This is a genomic window from Agrococcus sp. SCSIO52902, from assembly GCF_022983135.1.
GTDB lineage: Bacteria > Actinomycetota > Actinomycetes > Actinomycetales > Microbacteriaceae > Agrococcus > Agrococcus sediminis.
This window is the reverse complement of the sequence record NZ_CP095269.1, coordinates 1,261,976-1,278,324: the sequence shown is the minus strand read 5'-3', so window position 1 is coordinate 1,278,324 and position 16,349 is coordinate 1,261,976. Positions and strand designations below refer to the sequence as shown.

At 71.7% G+C, this 16,349-nt stretch carries 12 protein-coding genes and 1 pseudogene; 5 read left to right on the top strand and 8 right to left on the bottom strand.

Going from position 1 to position 16,349, the window contains the following annotated elements:
* Positions 1-407: 407 nt before the first annotated feature.
* Complete coding sequence (locus MU522_RS06330) at positions 408-1,340, top strand: M23 family metallopeptidase (protein WP_246993298.1); 933 nt, start codon at positions 408-410, stop codon at positions 1,338-1,340.
* Between the two features lie 88 nt (positions 1,341-1,428).
* Here MU522_RS06330 and MU522_RS06325 read toward each other — a convergent pair whose 3' ends face one another.
* The 3 genes from MU522_RS06325 to MU522_RS06315 are packed head-to-tail and all read right to left on the bottom strand — an operon-like array spanning position 1,429 to position 4,089.
* On the bottom strand, positions 1,429-2,859 hold the full coding sequence (locus MU522_RS06325; RefSeq protein WP_281440030.1) for an Nramp family divalent metal transporter: 1,431 nt from the start codon (positions 2,857-2,859) through the stop codon (positions 1,429-1,431).
* The gene (locus MU522_RS06320; RefSeq protein ID WP_128188762.1) at positions 2,757-3,698 is read right to left on the bottom strand and encodes a cation diffusion facilitator family transporter; all 942 of its coding nucleotides are present in this window, start codon (positions 3,696-3,698) and stop codon (positions 2,757-2,759) included. Before MU522_RS06320 ends, MU522_RS06325 begins: the two co-directional genes overlap by 103 nt.
* The gene (locus tag MU522_RS06315) at positions 3,682-4,089 is read right to left on the bottom strand and encodes a metalloregulator ArsR/SmtB family transcription factor (protein ID WP_246993294.1); all 408 of its coding nucleotides are present in this window, start codon (positions 4,087-4,089) and stop codon (positions 3,682-3,684) included. Before MU522_RS06315 ends, MU522_RS06320 begins: the two co-directional genes overlap by 17 nt.
* A gap of 157 nt (positions 4,090-4,246) precedes the next feature.
* On the opposite strand from MU522_RS06315, the gene MU522_RS06310 reads away from it, so the two are divergent.
* Entirely contained in the window at positions 4,247-5,218 is a 972-nt protein-coding gene (locus tag MU522_RS06310; RefSeq protein WP_246993292.1) for an arsenic resistance protein, read from the top strand.
* Between the two features lie 75 nt (positions 5,219-5,293).
* Here the strand turns inward: MU522_RS06310 and MU522_RS06305 are convergent, their stop codons facing one another.
* Together MU522_RS06305 and MU522_RS06300 are read right to left on the bottom strand one after the other, a co-directional pair.
* Positions 5,294-8,206, bottom strand: a complete 2,913-nt coding sequence (locus MU522_RS06305; RefSeq protein WP_246993290.1) for a cell wall-binding repeat-containing protein — start codon at positions 8,204-8,206, stop codon at positions 5,294-5,296.
* A 193-nt stretch (positions 8,207-8,399) separates the two neighbouring features.
* Positions 8,400-10,880: an ATP-dependent Clp protease ATP-binding subunit gene (locus MU522_RS06300; protein ID WP_246993288.1), complete on the bottom strand. Its 2,481-nt coding sequence runs from the start codon at positions 10,878-10,880 to the stop codon at positions 8,400-8,402.
* 178 nt (positions 10,881-11,058) lie between these two features.
* On the opposite strand from MU522_RS06300, the gene MU522_RS06295 reads away from it, so the two are divergent.
* The 3 genes from MU522_RS06295 to MU522_RS13270 are packed head-to-tail and all read left to right on the top strand — an operon-like array spanning position 11,059 to position 13,200.
* On the top strand, positions 11,059-11,679 hold the full coding sequence (locus tag MU522_RS06295; RefSeq protein ID WP_246993286.1) for a hypothetical protein: 621 nt from the start codon (positions 11,059-11,061) through the stop codon (positions 11,677-11,679).
* The gene (locus MU522_RS06290) at positions 11,679-11,918 is read left to right on the top strand and encodes a helix-turn-helix transcriptional regulator (RefSeq protein ID WP_246993284.1); all 240 of its coding nucleotides are present in this window, start codon (positions 11,679-11,681) and stop codon (positions 11,916-11,918) included. The genes MU522_RS06295 and MU522_RS06290 overlap by 1 nt, the downstream gene beginning before the upstream one ends.
* A 37-nt stretch (positions 11,919-11,955) precedes the next feature.
* Positions 11,956-13,200, top strand: coding sequence for a CPBP family glutamic-type intramembrane protease (locus MU522_RS13270; RefSeq protein ID WP_281440029.1), 1,245 nt, complete (start codon positions 11,956-11,958; stop codon positions 13,198-13,200).
* A gap of 1 nt (position 13,201) precedes the next feature.
* Here MU522_RS13270 and MU522_RS06280 read toward each other — a convergent pair.
* The 3 genes and pseudogenes from MU522_RS06280 to MU522_RS06270 all read right to left on the bottom strand — a co-directional run bounded on the left by MU522_RS06280 (position 13,202) and on the right by MU522_RS06270 (position 16,345).
* Positions 13,202-14,193 (bottom strand): annotated as a pseudogene (locus MU522_RS06280) (IS481 family transposase).
* Between the two features lie 101 nt (positions 14,194-14,294).
* Positions 14,295-14,564, bottom strand: coding sequence for a hypothetical protein (locus MU522_RS06275; RefSeq protein ID WP_246993282.1), 270 nt, complete (start codon positions 14,562-14,564; stop codon positions 14,295-14,297).
* A 29-nt stretch (positions 14,565-14,593) separates the two neighbouring features.
* A complete protein-coding gene (locus tag MU522_RS06270) occupies positions 14,594-16,345 on the bottom strand; it encodes a lysine--tRNA ligase (RefSeq protein ID WP_246993279.1) in 1,752 nt (583 codons plus the stop codon).
* Between the last annotated feature and the right edge of the window lie 4 nt (positions 16,346-16,349).

Below are 16,349 nucleotides of genomic sequence, written 5' to 3'. Positions count from 1 at the left end.
ACCCGTTGCGCTGTCGTTATCGTTCCGTTACCTTCGAGGTTGCGTGTGCGTCAGCGAGCGGTGCAGAGGACAGCACTCCGCACGCCCGCGCCCCGGTTCCGCTCGGAACCTTTCCGCTCAGGGCCTGCGGATGCCGCAGCCCTGCTCCACGACTCGACCCGAGGACAGCTTGCCGCGTGACGCCGGACGTTGACCGAGCATCCCGCTCGACCCCTGATGCGCCTCAGGCGCAGACCCGCAGGGCCGCCCGTGAGCGGGAGCGCGCGGCTGCCGCCATCGCGAGGACCGCTGCAGAGGCTCGGGCGGCGGCGCGCACGACCGTCATCTCGGGGTCTCCCCCGATCTACTCGAGCCGCCGCGCGCTCCGGGAAGCCGCGACGCGCTCGGCGGAGTCGCTCGAGGTCCGCGTGACCGGCCCGACGTACGCGCCCCCGGTCGTCGCGGTGGACGCTCCCGCCCTCGGTGTGGGCGGCGCTCACGTGCCGATCGCCCGGCCCGCTCGATCCCCACGACCGGTCGGCGAGCGCCAGGCCCCGACTCGGCGCCCTGTTGCGGTGCGCGGCCGAGCTCGCAGCTTCGCGCGGAAGGCCACCGCCGGCGCTGCGCTCGTGTTCATCGGCTCGCTCGTCGTGGTCACCTCGATGCCTGCGCAAGCGGTGCAGCCTCCCGGGGAGCTCGATCCCCTTGTGGCGCAGCTCGAGCCCGAGACCCAGTCGCTGGATCCGGTCGCCGCAGATGCCAGCACGGTCTTCGCCCGTGACGACATCGTGGTCAGGGACCCCCTCGAGAGCGCGCTGATGTCCGAGGGTGAGCGTGCGGCCCTCCAGGCTGTCGCCGACTCCGAGCCCGGCGGCTCCTACTACGGCGGCAGCCCCGCATTCCCCGCCACCTGGTCCATGATGGAGACCGACTACGTGAAGACGCCGTTCCCCCAGGTCACGCAGTTGCCGATCTCGAGCGGCTTCGGGTACAGGTCCGGCGGCTTCCACGGCGGCACCGACATCCCATTGGCCCCTGGACAGGAGATCCGTCCAGTCGCCAACGGCGTGGTGTCGGCGGTGTGGCAGGGCGACAACCCCGGGGGCGGCGGGTACGCCGTCTTCGTCGACCACAACATCGACGGCCAGTTCGTGCAGTCGTGGTACCCGCACATGCAGGCGGGGTCGATCCGCGTGGAGGTCGGCCAAGTCGTCGACATCTCGACCGTCCTCGGCGGGGTGGGCAGCACGGGCCGCTCGACCGGCCCGCACCTGCACCTCGAGATGAAGAACAGCGACTACGTGTCGTTCGACCCGCTCAGGTGGCTGCAGACCCGAGAGACGCGCCTCGAGGTCGGGTAGCCGCCGACGGCGCCCGTGCGTGCCGGCGTGATTCGTTCGACGCCGGCGACGCAGCGGCCACCGTGGCCTCCAGGCGCAGCAGGTCGGCTCACGCGCCCGTGAGCACGAGCCACAGCAGCACGGCGTTGAGCGCTGCGAGCGCTGCGGCCGCGACCCCGCCGGCGATCGTCGTCCAGATGCGGTTCACGTGCGGCCCCATGAGCCGGCGGTCGGCGGTCAGGCGCACGAGCGGGATGAGCGCGAAGGGGATGCCGAAGGAGAGCACCACCTGGCTCAGCACCAGGGCGAGCGTCGGATCGACGCCGAGCCACAGCACGACCAGCGCTGGGACGAGCGTGACCAGCCTGCGGGCGAGCAGCGGGACGCGGACGCGGAGCAGGCCCTGCATGATCTCCGCGCCTGCGTACGCGCCCACCGAGGTCGAGGCGAGCCCGGACGCCAGGAGCCCGATCGCGAACATCGTCGCCACGACCGGCCCGAGGGATGCGCCCAGCGCGGCGTGCGCGCCCTCCAGCGTGTCCGTCCCCTCGACGCCTGCGAGGTTCGCGGCGGCGAGCAGCATCATCGCGACGTTCACGCTGCCGGCGATCACCATCGCGACCGAGACGTCGATGCGCGTCGCCCGCAGCAGCCGCGGCGTGCTCAGCGCGCGCCGGTCGCGGAAGCGGTCGCGCGACAGGCTCGAGTGCGCGTAGATGGCGTGCGGCATGATTGTCGCGCCGAGGACGCTGACCGCGAGGAGCACGGAGCCGGAGCCCTCGAACCGAGGCACGAGCCCGGCCGCGATGCCGAGGGGGTCGGGCGGAGCGACGACGACTCCCCAGGTGAAGCCGAGCACGATCACGGCGAGCAGGCCGATCACCACGTGCTCGAACGCGCGCGGACCCCGCTGCGACTGCACCGCCAGCAGCACCAGCGAGACACCGCCGGTGATGAGCCCGCCGACGAGCAGCGGCACGTCGAACAGCAGCCAGAGCGCCACGGCGCCGCCGATCACCTCGGCGAGGTCGGTCGCCATCGCGACGCCCTCGGCCTGGATCCAGTAGGCGATCCGACCGGCCCGCGATCCGATGCGCTCGCCGCACAGCTCCGGGAGGCTCTTGCCTGTCACCACGCCGAGCTTCGCCGACAGGTACTGGATCAGCCAGGCGACGAGGTTCGCGCTCACCACGACCCAGATCAGCAGGTAGCCATGGCGCGCGCCCGCCGTGACGTTGGAGGCGACGTTGCCGGGATCGAGGTAGGCCACGCCGGCGACCAGCGCCGGCCCGAGCAGCATCAGCGCTCCGGTCGCCGGCCTCTTGCTCGTCGTCGCGGCGAACGTCATTGCGTTATCGTAGACCTGATTTCGGCTTGCCGAATCATCTTCTTGCGGAAAGCCGAGACGCTCCCGCGAGCGCGGCGTCCGGCATGGCCTCAGGGATGACGGACGGCGGCCGACTCCTGCTCGCTGATCCGCGATGTCTCCAGCTGGAACGTGGAGTGGTGCACCGAGACGGGGAAGTGCTCGGCGACGCATCGCTGGATGTCCTCGAGCACCTCGACCGCGTGCCCATCGGCGAAGCAGCTGTCGTCGACCACCACGTGGGCGCTGATCGTCGGGAGGCCCGTCGCGACGGTGGACGCATGCAGATCGTGCAGCTCCTCGACGTGGTCGAGCTCGAGGATGTGTCGGCGCACGTCGTCGAGGTCGAGGTCCTTCGGAGTGAACTCCATGAGGACGCCCGCGGTCTCCTTCATCAGGATGAGCGCTCGGGGCGCGATGAGCGCGGCGATGAACAGGCCCGCGATCGCGTCCGCCTGCTGGAATCCTGTCGTCCAGATGACGATCGCAGCGGCGATGACGCCGAGCGAGCCGAGCGCATCGTTCAGCACCTCGAGGAACGCCGCGCGCATGTTGAAGTTCGCGCCGCGGCCGGACGACAGCACCAGGATCGCGATGATGTTGACGACGAGTCCGATCACGCCGAACACCACCAGCTCGGACGCCGGGATCTCCGGGGGCTCGAACAGCCGACGGATGCCCTCGACGGCGGCATACACCCCTACGGCCAGCAGCAGCGTGGCCTGGCCGAGCGCGGCGATCACCTCGATGCGACGGAAGCCCCAGGTGCGCCGTGATGTGGCCGGACGCCGCATGAGCGACGCGGCGATCAGCGCCACCAGGAGCCCCGCGGCGTCGGTGACGGCATGCGCCGTGTCGGTCAGGAGGGCGAGGCTGCCCGTCACGACCGAGCCGATCAGCTGGGCGACGACGATCGTCGCTGTCAGCGCGAACGCGATGCCCAGACGGACACGGAAGTCGCCGGTCGCCGCAGGGGCACCGTCGGTCGATCCATGGCTATGCCCGGCGGCCATCGGGATCCTCCTCCCCGGTGGCGCCCGCGACCACTGCTGCGTGCGCGCTGAAATGCGAGCAGGGCCGCTGCTGCCCGCCGGCCGCCTCGAGCAGTCGCTCCGCCGCCGCGGCCAGGCGCTCGAGATCCTCCGGATGCGCCAGCGCGTACCAGGTCGCCCGCCCGTCGGCCCGGGCGTTGACGAGCCCGCAGTCGGTGAGGAAGGCCATGTGCTTGCTCACCGTCGACTGCGCGAGCCCCAGATGGCCCACCAGATCGCGCACCCGGTGCTCGCCCGTCGACAGGTGCTGGAGCACGCGCAGTCGCGAGGGCTCCGCGAGCGCTTGGAACAGGTGCGCGAACGCCGTCGTCATCCCGAAATCGGCGTCGCCGCGCTCGAGTATCATCGTCATGCAGCGATGCTAGCCCCGTCCGCGCTCTCGTCGCCACCCGTGCCGGCGCATCCGCAGCCCGGTTCGGCTCGGGGCAATAGCGTGGAGGCATGAGCGATGAGTTGACGGGCAGGTCGAGACCGGTCGCGGCCCGCGTGCGGCTCGTTCCCCGCCGCGGATGACGCTCCGCTTCCTCCGGGCCCTGGACCGGCACCAGGTGCCGCTCTACATCGCCGCGATCGCGGCTGGGGGCGGGCTGGGACTCCTCGCACCCCGCGCTGCCCCGGCTCTCGAGCGGGCGATCGAGCCCGCGCTGATGCTCCTGCTGTTCGCGACGTTCCTCGGCGTGCCGATGACCCAGCTCGGTCGAGCGCTGCGCGACGTGCGATCCCTCGCGACCGTGCTCACGGCGAACTTCGCGCTGCTGCCGCTGCTGGCGTGGGGCCTGTCGCTGCTGGTCGCCGACGACCGGGGCCTCCTGCTCGGCGTGCTGCTCGTGCTGCTCGCGCCCTGTGTCGACTACGTGGTCGTCTTCGCTGGCCTCGCGGGCGGTGCGGGTCCGCGCCTGCTGGCGGCGACGCCATTCCTCATGCTCGTGCAGGTGCTCCTCCTGCCGGTCTACATCGCGCTCTTCGCAGGAGCCGAGCTGCTCGGCGTGATCGAGCCGGCGCCGTTCGTCGAGGCGTTCGTGCTGCTCATCGCCATCCCGCTCGCGGCGGCCGCGACCATCCAGTCGCTCGCCCGGAAGCATCCCGCCGCGGGCGCGATCACGACCGCGATGGCGGATGCGACACCACCGCTCATGATGCTCGCACTCGCCGTGGTCGTCGGCTCGCAGGTCGCCGCGGTCGGGTCGCAGCTCCAGGTGCTCATGCGTGTCGTGCCCCTCTTCGTGGCGTTCGCGGGCGTCGCGGCGGCACTCGGCGTGCTCGTGAGCCGCATCGCCAGGCTCGACGCGGCCGGCGAGCGGGCAGTCATCTTCTCGCTCGCGACCAGGAACTCGCTCGTCGTGCTGCCCTTGGCGCTCGCCCTCCCGCCGGCAATGGCGATCGCGCCGCTCGCGGTCGTGACGCAGACCCTCGTGGAGCTCGTCGTGATGGTCGTGCTCGTGCGCGTCGTCCCGCACGTGACGCCAGCGCGAAGCGCCTGACCGCGGGCGGCCCGGGACGGCCAGCGCGGCGTGAGGGGCGGGACCGAAGCCCCGCCCCTCACGCCGATCACGCGACTACGAGCACGACGTCAGCGCCGCCACCTCTGCGCTCAGCGACGGCTCGCCGCCGACGAGCGTGAGCGTCGGCATCTGCAGCCGCTCCAGCTCGTCGAGGATGCGCTGCGGCACGCAGTCGGTGCGCGTGATCAGCAGCGGGGCGCCCTGCGCGCCGGCCGCCGCGCCGCCCGCGAGGGCGTCGGGGAAGACCAGGCCGGACGCCAGGTAGGCCCGCTCGACCGGGGCGTCGAACGCCGAGGCCGTGATGATGGCGCTCGTGGCGTAGCGGTCGGAGCCGCCGAGGCGGTTGACCGTGAAGCCCGCGTCGACGAAGTCGCCCGCGATCGACGACGGGACGGCCTCGACCGAGCCCGCGATGCGGATGCGCTCGGCGCCGAGCTCGTCCAGCAGCGCGGTCGTGGCCTCGGGCACCTCGGTGCTCGTGCTCACGAGCAGCAGCGGCCAGTCGAGGTGACCGGCGGCGGCACCGGCCGACAGGCCGTCCGGGAACCGCGTGCCGGCGGCGACGTACGCGCCCTCAGCACCCTCGAAGGCGTACTCGGCGACCAGGCGGCTCGTGTGGTACCGGTCGGAGCCGCCGAGGCGGTCGACCTGCTCCACCGACGCGATCGCGGCGATCTGCGCCTCCGTCTCCGCGCTGATCGACGGCTCGCCGCCGACGATCACGACGCGAGCGGCGCCGAGGCGCTCGATCTCGTCGAGCACGACCTCAGGGGCCTCGGTGAGGCGCGTCAGCAGCACCGGTCCGCCCTCGTGCGCGGCGGCCGGGCCGGCCGTCAGCGCGTCGGGGAAGAGCTGGCCGCTCGCGACGTAGACGACCGGAGCGCCGCCGGGGTAGGCGTCCTGCGACACCTGCACGGCCGTCTCGTACCGGTTGACGCCGTCGAGGCGCTCCGTCGTGAGCGCGATCGGCATCGAGAACGGCACCGCGGTGCCCGAGGCGGTGCGCAGCTCGAAGCGGTCGCCCGCGACGGGCAGCGGCGCCTCGAACTCGACGGTCGCCGAGTCGTCGACCACGGGGAACGTGCCCAGCAGCTCGTCGCCGTAGTGCAGCTCGAGCTCGGTGCTGACCGGCGTGCCGAGCGACGTCAGGTCGATCTCGTTCACCGTGAGCGACACGGGAGCGCCGATCGCGACGGGCGCGGTGGGCAGGCCGACGACCTCGAGCTGGCGGCGCGAGAAGTCGGGCGAGATCGGCGACTGCGCCTCGATGTACGCCGCGAAGGCCTCGGAGTCGACGAGACCCGAGTCGCGGTCGTCCGTGCCGGCGATCAGGCCGCGGAAGTTGTCGCCGCCGGAGAGCAGGAAGCTGGGCACCGCGACGCGGTACGTGTCGTCGGCGGCCACCTCGGCGCCGTCGACCCAGATGCCGGTGATGCGCGAGCCCTCGGCGAGCGTCGAGTCGTAGGTGTACTCGACGTTGTCGCTGAGCCCCAGCTGCAGGTAGGCGCGCGAGGGCACCTCGCCCGCGGCGTTCCGCTGCCACTGCTGCTCGAGCACGACGCGCAGCTGCTCGCCGGTGAGGGTCGTGGTCCACAGGTTGTTCGCGAAGGGCAGCACGGCGGCGGCCTCGCCGACCGTCACGATGCCGTCCTCGGTCTCGCCCTCGCCGGCCTCGTGGAGGAGCTCGGCGCGCAGACCGCCCGGGTTGGTGATGCCGATCTCGGCGCCGCCGCGGTTCTCGGGCGCGAGCTGGTCGCGCAGCATGTTGGCCACGAGCGTGCCCATGGTGGATGCGCTGCCGCGGTCGTCGCGCTCGTCGCCCGTGAAGGCGGTGGTGATGTCGCCGGTGATCTCGCCGAGCGGCTCCTGGCCGATGACGGCCGCCTGCTCGAGCGCTGCCTCGGTGATCTCGGCCACGGCCGCGACGCGCGGGTAGGTCGCGATCAGCTCGTCCTGCGGCGTCTGCGTGCGCGGCACGATGCGGGCCAGGTCGAAGCTGGCGACGCTCGAGGCCGGGTCGACAGTCGCGACGAGCTGGCCGAGCTGCGCTCCGTAGGACGACGTCTGGATGATCGGGCGCACGTCCTGCTCGCTGCCGTCCGGAGCGGGCGCGAGCCACGAGTAGGACTGGTGCGTGTGGCCGTTGAAGATCGCGTCGACCTCGGGGGCGGTGTCCTCGACGATCGCGCGGAACGCGTCGCTGTCGGCCATCGCGGCGGTGAGCGCCGCGGCCTGCTCCTCCTGCGGAGCGTTCGGGGCGAGGGTCGCCTGCGCGCCCTCGTGGTACTCGGCGACGATGAGGTCGGCCTCGCCGTTGGTGGCGTCGCCGTCGGAGAGCTGGGCGGCGACCGCGTTGACCGCGGCAACGGGGTCGCCGAACTCGACCCCGGCGATGCCGGACGGGTCGACGAGCGAGGGGGTCTCCTCGGTGACGGCGCCGATGACGGCCACGGTGACGGCGGCATCGCCCTCGCCGACGGAGAAGGTCGCGTAGGAGTCGCCGATCGGCGCACCGTCGCGCGTCACGTTGGCGGCCAGGATCGGGAAGTCGGCCCGCTCGTCGACGCGGCCCTGCAGGTCGTCGATGCCGCGGTCGAACTCGTGGTTGCCTGCGGCGGATGCCCCGAGCTCGAGCGCGTTCAGCACGTCGATCGTGGGGTTGTCCTGCTGCACGGCCGAGGCGTACAGCGACGCGCCGATGCTGTCGCCGCCCGAGATGACGAGCGAGTTCGCGTCGCCCTGCTCGGCCCGCAGCTGCTCGACGGTGCCGGCGAAGCTCACCGTGTTGCTGTCGATGCGGCCGTGGAAGTCGTTGAAGTGGATGAGGTTGACGACGGTGCCGTGCGCGTCGGCCGGGGTGTCGCCCCCGCCGTCCGTCGCGAGCGCCGCGGACGGGGCGACGAGCAGCCCGAGTCCGACCGCGCAGGCGGCGCCGGCCGCCAGGTTGCGCTTGAAGTGGTTGTTCACTGTGGTTCTCCGTTGCAGGGGATGTGAGGCGCGCGAGGCACGCCACTCGCGAGCCTATGAAGTTCTCTCGCGAACCGCGAGGGTTGATCGCGTCCCCCTGGTGAACATCCGGTAACGGTCCGAGCACGACGAAGAGGGAGGGGACCCGGCGGGTCCCCTCCCTCTTCGTGCGGCCTGGCTCGCCGCGCCGCCGTCAGGCGTCGGCGGGCGCCAGCTCCGGCTCGTGCGGCTCCGGCGACGTGTGGGTGAAGACGAACTCGTCGTCGACGAAGTCGACCGTGACGTGCTCGCCCGAGCCCAGCTCGCCGTGCAGGATCCGCTCGCTCAGCGCATCCTCGATCTCGTGCTGCACGGCTCGACGCAGCGGCCGGGCGCCGAGCGCCGGGTCGTGGCCGATGTGGATGAGGCGGCGCTTGGCTGCCTCGGTCAGCTCGATCGTCATGTCGCGGTCGAGCAGGCGCTCCTGCAGCCGCTTGATGAACAGGTCGACGATCTGCAGCAGCTCCTCGGGGCTGAGCTGCGGGAAGACGATCGTCTCGTCGACGCGGTTGAGGAACTCGGGCTTGAAGTTCTTCTTGAGCTCCTCGCGGACCTTCGCGCGCATCCGCTCGTAGTCGTTCTCGCTCGAGCCCTCGAGCACGAACCCGACGGGACCGCCGGAGATGTCCTTGGTGCCGAGGTTGGTGGTCATGATGATGACGGTGTTCTTGAAGTCGACCACCCGGCCCTGGCCGTCGGTGAGACGACCCTCCTCGAGGATCTGCAGCAGCGAGTTGAAGATGTCGACGTGCGCCTTCTCGATCTCGTCGAAGAGCACGACCGAGAACGGCTTGCGCCGCACCTTCTCGGTGAGCTGGCCGCCCTCCTCGAAGCCGACGAACCCGGGAGGGGCGCCGAAGAGCCGCGAGACGGTGTGCTTCTCGCTGAACTCGGACATGTCGAGCGAGATCAGGGCGTCCTGGTCGTCGAAGAGAAACTCGGCGAGCGCCTTCGCGAGCTCGGTCTTGCCGACGCCCGTGGGCCCGGCGAAGATGAACGAGCCGGAGGGGCGGCGGGGGTCCTTGAGGCCCGCGCGCTGCCGGCGGATGGTCTTGGCGAGCACGCTGATCGCCTCGTCCTGGCCGATGACGCGCTGGTGCAGCGCCTTCTCCATGAAGATGAGCCGCGCCGACTCCTCCTCGGTGAGCTTGAACACCGGGATGCCGGTCGCGTTCGCGAGCACCTCGGCGATCACGCCCTCGTCGAGCACGCCCGTGGGGCCGCCGTTGCCGGAGCGCCACTGCTTCTCGGTGCGGAGCCGCTCGCCGAGCAGCTCCTTCTCCTCGTCGCGCAGGCGCGCCGCGGCCTCGAAGTCCTGGCCCTCGATCGCGGCCTCCTTGCGCGTGCGCACGTCGGAGATGCGGTCGTCGAACTCGCGCAGCTCGGGCGGGGCCGAGAGGATCGACAGGCGCAGTCGGGCGCCGCCCTCGTCGATCAGGTCGATCGCCTTGTCGGGCAGGAAGCGGTCCTGCACGTAGCGGTCGGCGAGGTTGGCCGCCGCGACGAGCGCGCCGTCGGTGATCGTCACCTTGTGGTGCGACTCGTAGCGGTCGCGCAGGCCCTTGAGGATGTTGATCGTGTGGGCGACCGACGGCTCGTTGACCTGGATCGGCTGGAAGCGGCGCTCGAGCGCGGCGTCCTTCTCGAAGTGCTTGCGGTACTCGTCGAGCGTCGTCGCGCCGATCGTCTGCAGCTCGCCGCGGGCGAGCAGCGGCTTCAGGATGTTGGCCGCGTCGATCGCGCCCTCGGCCGCGCCGGCGCCGACGAGCGTGTGGATTTCGTCGATGAAGGTGATGATGTCGCCGCGGGTGCGGATCTCCTTCGTCACCTTCTTGAGGCGCTCCTCGAAGTCGCCGCGGTAGCGGCTGCCCGCGATGAGCGAGCCGAGGTCGAGCGTGTAGACCTGCTTGTCCTTGAGCGTCTCGGGCACCTCGCCCTTGACGATCGCCTGCGCGAGCCCCTCGACGACGGCGGTCTTGCCCACGCCGGGCTCGCCGATCAGCACGGGGTTGTTCTTCGAGCGGCGCGAGAGGATCTGCATGACCCGCTCGATCTCCTTCTCGCGGCCGATGACGGGGTCGAGCTTGCCGTCGCGCGCGGCCTGCGTGAGGTTGCGGCCGAACTGGTCGAGGATCTGCGATCCCTTGGCGTCGGTCTGCTGCGTCTGGTCGCCGCCGACCGTCGTCGACTCCTTGCCCTGGTACCCCGCGAGCAGCTGGTTGACCGTCTGGCGCACCCGGTTGAGGTCGGCGCCCAGCTTGACGAGCACCTGCGCGGCGACGCCCTCGCCCTCGCGGATGAGGCCGAGCAGCACGTGCTCGGTGCCGATGTAGTTGTGGCCGAGCTGCAGCGCCTCGCGCAGGCTCAGCTCGAGCACCTTCTTGGCGCGCGGCGTGAACGGGATGTGCCCGGTGGTCTGCTGGCTGCCGGTGCCGATCATGTCCTGCACCTGCGCGCGGACGGCGTCGAGCGAGATGCCGAGCTGCTCCAGCGCCTTCGCGGCGACCCCGTCGCCCTCGTGGATGAGGCCGAGCAGGATGTGCTCCGTGCCGATGTAGTTGTGGTTGAGCAGCTTCGCCTCTTCCTGGGCGAGCACCACGACCCGGCGAGCGCGGTCGGTGAACCTCTCGAACATCGCTGCCTCCCTTCCTTGAGATTCGAGCGTAGCCGCGCGGGTTCGCGGACGCGGCCGTGTTCGCTGTCGGCGGCACCGGGCGGATGGCTCGCAGCGCTCGAGCGCGCAGCGCGCTTGACGCGCGTATCGATCATCGATAACTTATCGACATTCGATACGCTGAACGAAGGAGTTCGCGATGACCGCACAGACCGCCAGAGCCCTCTCCCGCACCGATCGCGCCGTGCTGCGGCTCGTGCAGATCGCGGCGTGGATCGGTGCGGCGCTCACAGCCGTGACGACCGCGCTGAACGCCACGCTCCCGCTCCTCCAGGGCATGGGGGCGGCGCCGCTGCTCGTGCAGCCCGAGCTGCCGGAGCCGCTGGCCGGGCCGACGGAGGGCATCGCCGTCGTGAGCACCCAGTCGCTCGACACGGTCGTCTTCCTCACCGGCCAGCCGACGCACCTCACCCTCGCCATGGTTGCCGCGCTCGTCGCGCGATCGGCCGGCGTCGCGCTCGTGCTCGTCGGCATCGCCATGCTCGCCGGCCGATTGCTGCGCGGACGCGCATTCCTCCAGGCTGCGCAGCTGCCGCTCGCGCTCGTGCTCATCGGCGCAGCCGCCGGGCCGATCGTGGCGGATGCGCTCGAGGGCTGGGTGAGCATGGGCACGTGGCAGGCGATGGGCACCCCGGCCGGATACGGCGCGGTCGCGGCGTTCAACCCCGCGGCCATCTTCTTCGGCCTCGTCGTCGCGGCGCTGATGACGGTCTTCCGCGTCGCCGACCGCGCCGAGCGGGACGCCGACGGTCTCGTCTAGTGCCGGCCGAGGAGGACCTCTCGCGGCTGCACTGCCGGCTCGACGAGCTGCTCGAGTCCCGCGGCATGACGCTCACCGCCCTCGCCGAGGCGGTGGGCGTCAGCCTCGTCAACCTCTCGGTGCTGAAGAACGACCGCGCCCGGGCCATCCGCTTCTCCACCCTCATCGCGCTGTGCGACGCGCTCGAGTGCCAGCCCGGCGACATCTTCACGGTCGGCGCTCACGGAACGCAGGGCTGACGTCGATAGCCTCGGAGGGACGACGACGAGGAGCACGGTGACCGATCAGCCCGCGCAGCCCTGGAGCGCGCCGCCCGGCCAGCTCGGGCAGCCCCAGTACGGCCAGCAGCCCTACGGGCAGCCGCAGTACGGCCAGCAGCCCTACGGGCAGTACGGCCAGCCGCCGTACGGGCAGCCGCCGTACGGGCAGCCCCAGTACGGGCAGCCCCAGTACGGCCAGCCGCCGTACGGCGCAGCGCCCCTCCCCTACGGCCAGCCGTGGCAGCCGCCCGCGCCCACGCGGCCCGCGCTGCTGCCGGCGGCGCTCCCGATGCGCGGGCAGGCGTTCGTCGGCGCCTTCCGGCCGCTGTCGAAGCGGGTGGGCCGCTGGTTCCTCGCGTGGGCGATCGCCATCGGCTTCTTCGCCGCGGGCCAGATCGTCGCGCTCGCCCTGCTGATGCCGGGCGTCGTCGAGATCTTCTCGCAGCTCGACCCGACGAGCGCCCCGACCGAGCAGGACGTGCTCGACGGGCTCATGGAGGTCGTCGGCTCGCCGCTCGGCATGGCCGGCGTGAACCTCTCCTGGGCGGCCATGATCCCCGGCACGATTGTCGCGATGGCGGCGTTCGGCAAGGGCGCCGCCGGCTTCGCGTCGAGCGTCGCCGGGCGCTGGCGCTGGCGCGCCGTCGGCAGGTCGGCGATCGTGCTGCTGCCGATCTTCGCCGTCTACATCGGCATCTCGCTCTGGATGGACCCGTCGGTCGAGTGGCGGTGGAACCCCAACTGGGCGCTCGTCGCCATCGTGCTGCTGACCACGCCGCTCCAGGCGACGGGCGAGGAGTTCGCCTTCCGGGGGTTCCTGACCCAGATGCTCGGCGGCTGGATCCGCAATCAGTGGGTCGCGTCGATCGCGATGGGCGTGCTCACCGGGGCCGTCTTCGGCGCCGCCCACATGCATCCGTCGGTCTCGGCCACGCTGCAGCTCGCGCTCGTGGGCTTCACGTGCTCGATGCTCACCTTCCGCACCGGCGGCCTCGAGGCCGCGTCGGTGCTGCACACGGCCAACAACGTCTTCATCATGGTGCCGCTCGCGCTCACCGGCACCTCGGCCTTCTCGGCGCAGCCCGTCGCGGGCGAGGACTGGCTGTCGTTCGGCGTCACCGCGCTGGCGCTGGCGGTCGCCTACCTCGCGGTGCACTTCTTCCTCGCCAAGGAGCAGCGGTGGACCACCGGCACGCCGGCGGCCGACCTGCTCGAGCCGCGGGCGCCGATCGCCGCGCCCGAGCCCGTCGGCGCGCGCTGAGCTAGGTGTACTGCCCAGGCAGGTTGTTCAATCGGGTGATCGGTGGCTGCTTGCCGGTGGCGGTGTGGGGTCGGTGGTGGTTGTAGAGGTGCAGCCAGGCGGGGAGCGCGTCGCGTCTGGCTCGTTCTGAGCGGTAGTGGCGTCCGTAGGCCCATCCATCGGCGAGGGTGCGGTGGAAGCGTTCGATCTTGCCGTTGGTCTGGGCCGGTAGGGGCGGGTGTGCTTGGGGACGATCGCGAGCTCTCGGCAGGTGTCGCGCCAGAGGTGCGAGCGGTAGGCGGGGCCGTTGTCGGAGAGGACGCGTTCGACGGTGACGCCGCGGGCTGCGAACCACGACGTCGCGCGGCGGAGCACGGCGGTCGCGGTTGCGGCGGTCTCGTCGTCGTGGATCTCGGCGTAGGCGACGCGGGAGTGGTCGTCGATGACGGTGTGGACGAACGCGTGGCGCAGCAGCTCGTGGCGATACTTGTTCCGAGCAAGCCCCGGCGTCTGGCGCCGGTTCCTGCGTCCTTGCTGGCGTCCGACGTAGCGCCAACCGCCGCCATCGGGGATGTTGCCGAGCTTCTTCACGTCGACGTGGATCAGCGAACCGGGACGGTCGTGCTCGTAGCGTCTGGCGGGCTCGCCGGTCTTCACATCGACATGGCTGAGCCGGTTGAGCCTGCAACGCACGAGCACTGCGTGGACCGTCGACGCCGGCATGCCGACCATCCCAGCGATCTGCACGGGCCCGAGCCGCTTCCGGATCCGCAGCTGCACGATCCGCCGGACCACATCAGGCCGGGTCCGGTTCGGCGAGGACAGCGGCCGCGACGAACGATCAGCCATTCCGGCCTCGCCCAGCTCGAGATACCGACGCGACCACTTCGCCGCGGTCGGCCAGGAGACCCGGAAGTAGTCCGCGGCCGCTGCGACCGTCCAGCCGTCATCGACGACCGCGCGAGCGAGCCTAAGACGTTGGCGCGGCGTCAGCGCCGCATTACCGTGGGCCACGAGAACCTCCTGGCGGATGGCTGCTTGAACACCACCACCCTGCCCGGAGGTTCTCGCTACGTCACCACTCCACGTTCGAACAACGTCCCTGGGCAGTACAGCTAGGCGCGCGGCGGGGCGTCGCCCGGCGGCGTCGTCGCGACCTGCGGCGGGGCGTCGGCCTCAGCCGCGGCATCGGCCGCCGCCAGGGGCCGCTCGCCCTTCGGCGGGAGCCCGGCCTTGGCGCGCTCCTCGGCCTCGATGCGGTCGTACTCGCGTCGGGCGGTGCGGTCGCCGCGGATGATCATCCGCAGCACCATCCAGAAGATGAGTCCGAGCATGATCGTCGGGATGAGCGAGAAGATCGCGTTCCCCCACCAGCTCTCAGGCATGCCCCCAGCCTACCGCGCGCATCCGCCCCTCACGGGGTGAGCAGCGCGCGCACCCGCTCGCGGCCGATCGCGAGCAGCAGCGTGGGGATGCGCGGACCCGTCTCGCGGCCGACGAGCAGCCGGTAGAGCAGGGCGAAGAAGGCGCGCTGCGCGGCCGAGAGCTCCTTGTCGCCCTTGACGATGGCGTCGGGCTCGAGCCCGCGCTGCACCTTGGCGACGCCGTACACCTGGTGCGTGAGGCCGTCGAGCGTCCAGGCCTCCTCGAGCGGCGGCAGGCCCTGCCCGCCGTCGAGCAGCAGCGCGATCGCGTCGCGCTCGGTCTCGGTGAGCGCGAGCAGCGCCTCGCGGTCGGGAGCGTCGCGCACCGCCGTGTGCTCGTCGGCGGGCATGTGCGTGGCGACCCACGCCTCGACCTTGTCGAGGCGTGGCCGCAGCGGGTCGAGGTCGACGATCGGGTCGTCGGCGTCGAGGCCGCCGAGGATCCGCAGGATCTGCGCCTCGTCGCCGAAGGTGATGTCGACGACGGATGCGAGGGTGCGGTAGGGCACGCGGCGCGGCGTCTCGGGCAGGCGCTCGTGCGCCGTCGAGACCGCCCGCTCGAGCGCGGCGAGCTCGGCCGGCTGCGCGGTGCCGGCGGCGGCCTTCCGCGCGAGCGCGTCCCACTCGTCGTAGGTGCGCTGCAGCTCGGAGCCGAAGGCGACGTCGAACGACTGGTTCATGCGGCGACGCGCGTAGAGCCAGCGCAGCACCGGCGCCTCCATCACGGCGAGCGCGTCGGCGGGCACGGGGGCGCCGCCGCGCGATGACGACATCTTGGCGACGCCGCCGAAGCCGACGAAGGCGTACATCGGGCCGAGCGGCCGCTGCCAGCCGAACACCGGCGCGAGCTCGAGCCCTACCTGGAAGGACGAGCCGGGCGACTGGTGGTCGACGCCGGACGGCTCGAAGACGACCCGCTCGTACGCCCAGCGCATGGGCCAGTCGACCTTCCAGACGAGCTTGCCCGAGCGGAACTCGCGCAGCAGCACCGTCTCGCGGTGCCCGCAGGTGCACGAGTACGTCATCTCGGTCGAGTCGTCGTCGTACGCCTCGATCGACGTGAGGTCCTTGCCGCAGCGCGTGCAGTAGGGCTTGTAGGGGTAGTACTCGCCGCCGCTCGAGCCGTCGTCCTCGGTCGCGGCGCCGGAGCCCGCGTCGAGCGCCGCCTGCAGCGCCTCGTCCTCGTCCTTCGCCGCCGGCAGGGTGCGGAACTGCGCCAGGATCGCGTCGATCTCGCGGCGGTGGCGCATCGCGTGCAGGATCTGCTCGGTGTAGGCGCCGGCCCGGTACTGCTCGGTCTGGCTGATGCCGCGGTAGCGCACGCCGGCCTCGGCGAACGACGCCTCGGCGGCGCTGCGGAAGTGCGCGGCCCACGAGTCGTGCTCGCTGCCGGGCGGGGCGGGCACGCTCGTGAGAGGCTTGCCGATGTGCTCGGCCCACGTCTCGTCGACGCCCTCGATGCCGGCCGGCACCTTGCGGAAGCGGTCGTAGTCGTCCCAGGAGATGATGTGCTCGGTGTCGACGCCGCGCCGCTGCAGCTCGTCGACGACGAGGTGCGGGCTCATGACCTCGCGGAAGTTGCCGAGGTGGATGGGCCCGGAGGGCGAGATGCCGGATGCCGCGACCGGGCGCGTGCCGCGGCGCTCGGCCTCGGCGATCACCTCGTCGGCCAGGCGGGAGACCCAGTCGGCGCGCTCGTGCTCGGCAGTGCTGTCGTCAGGCGTCTCGGTCGTCTCGGTCACGACG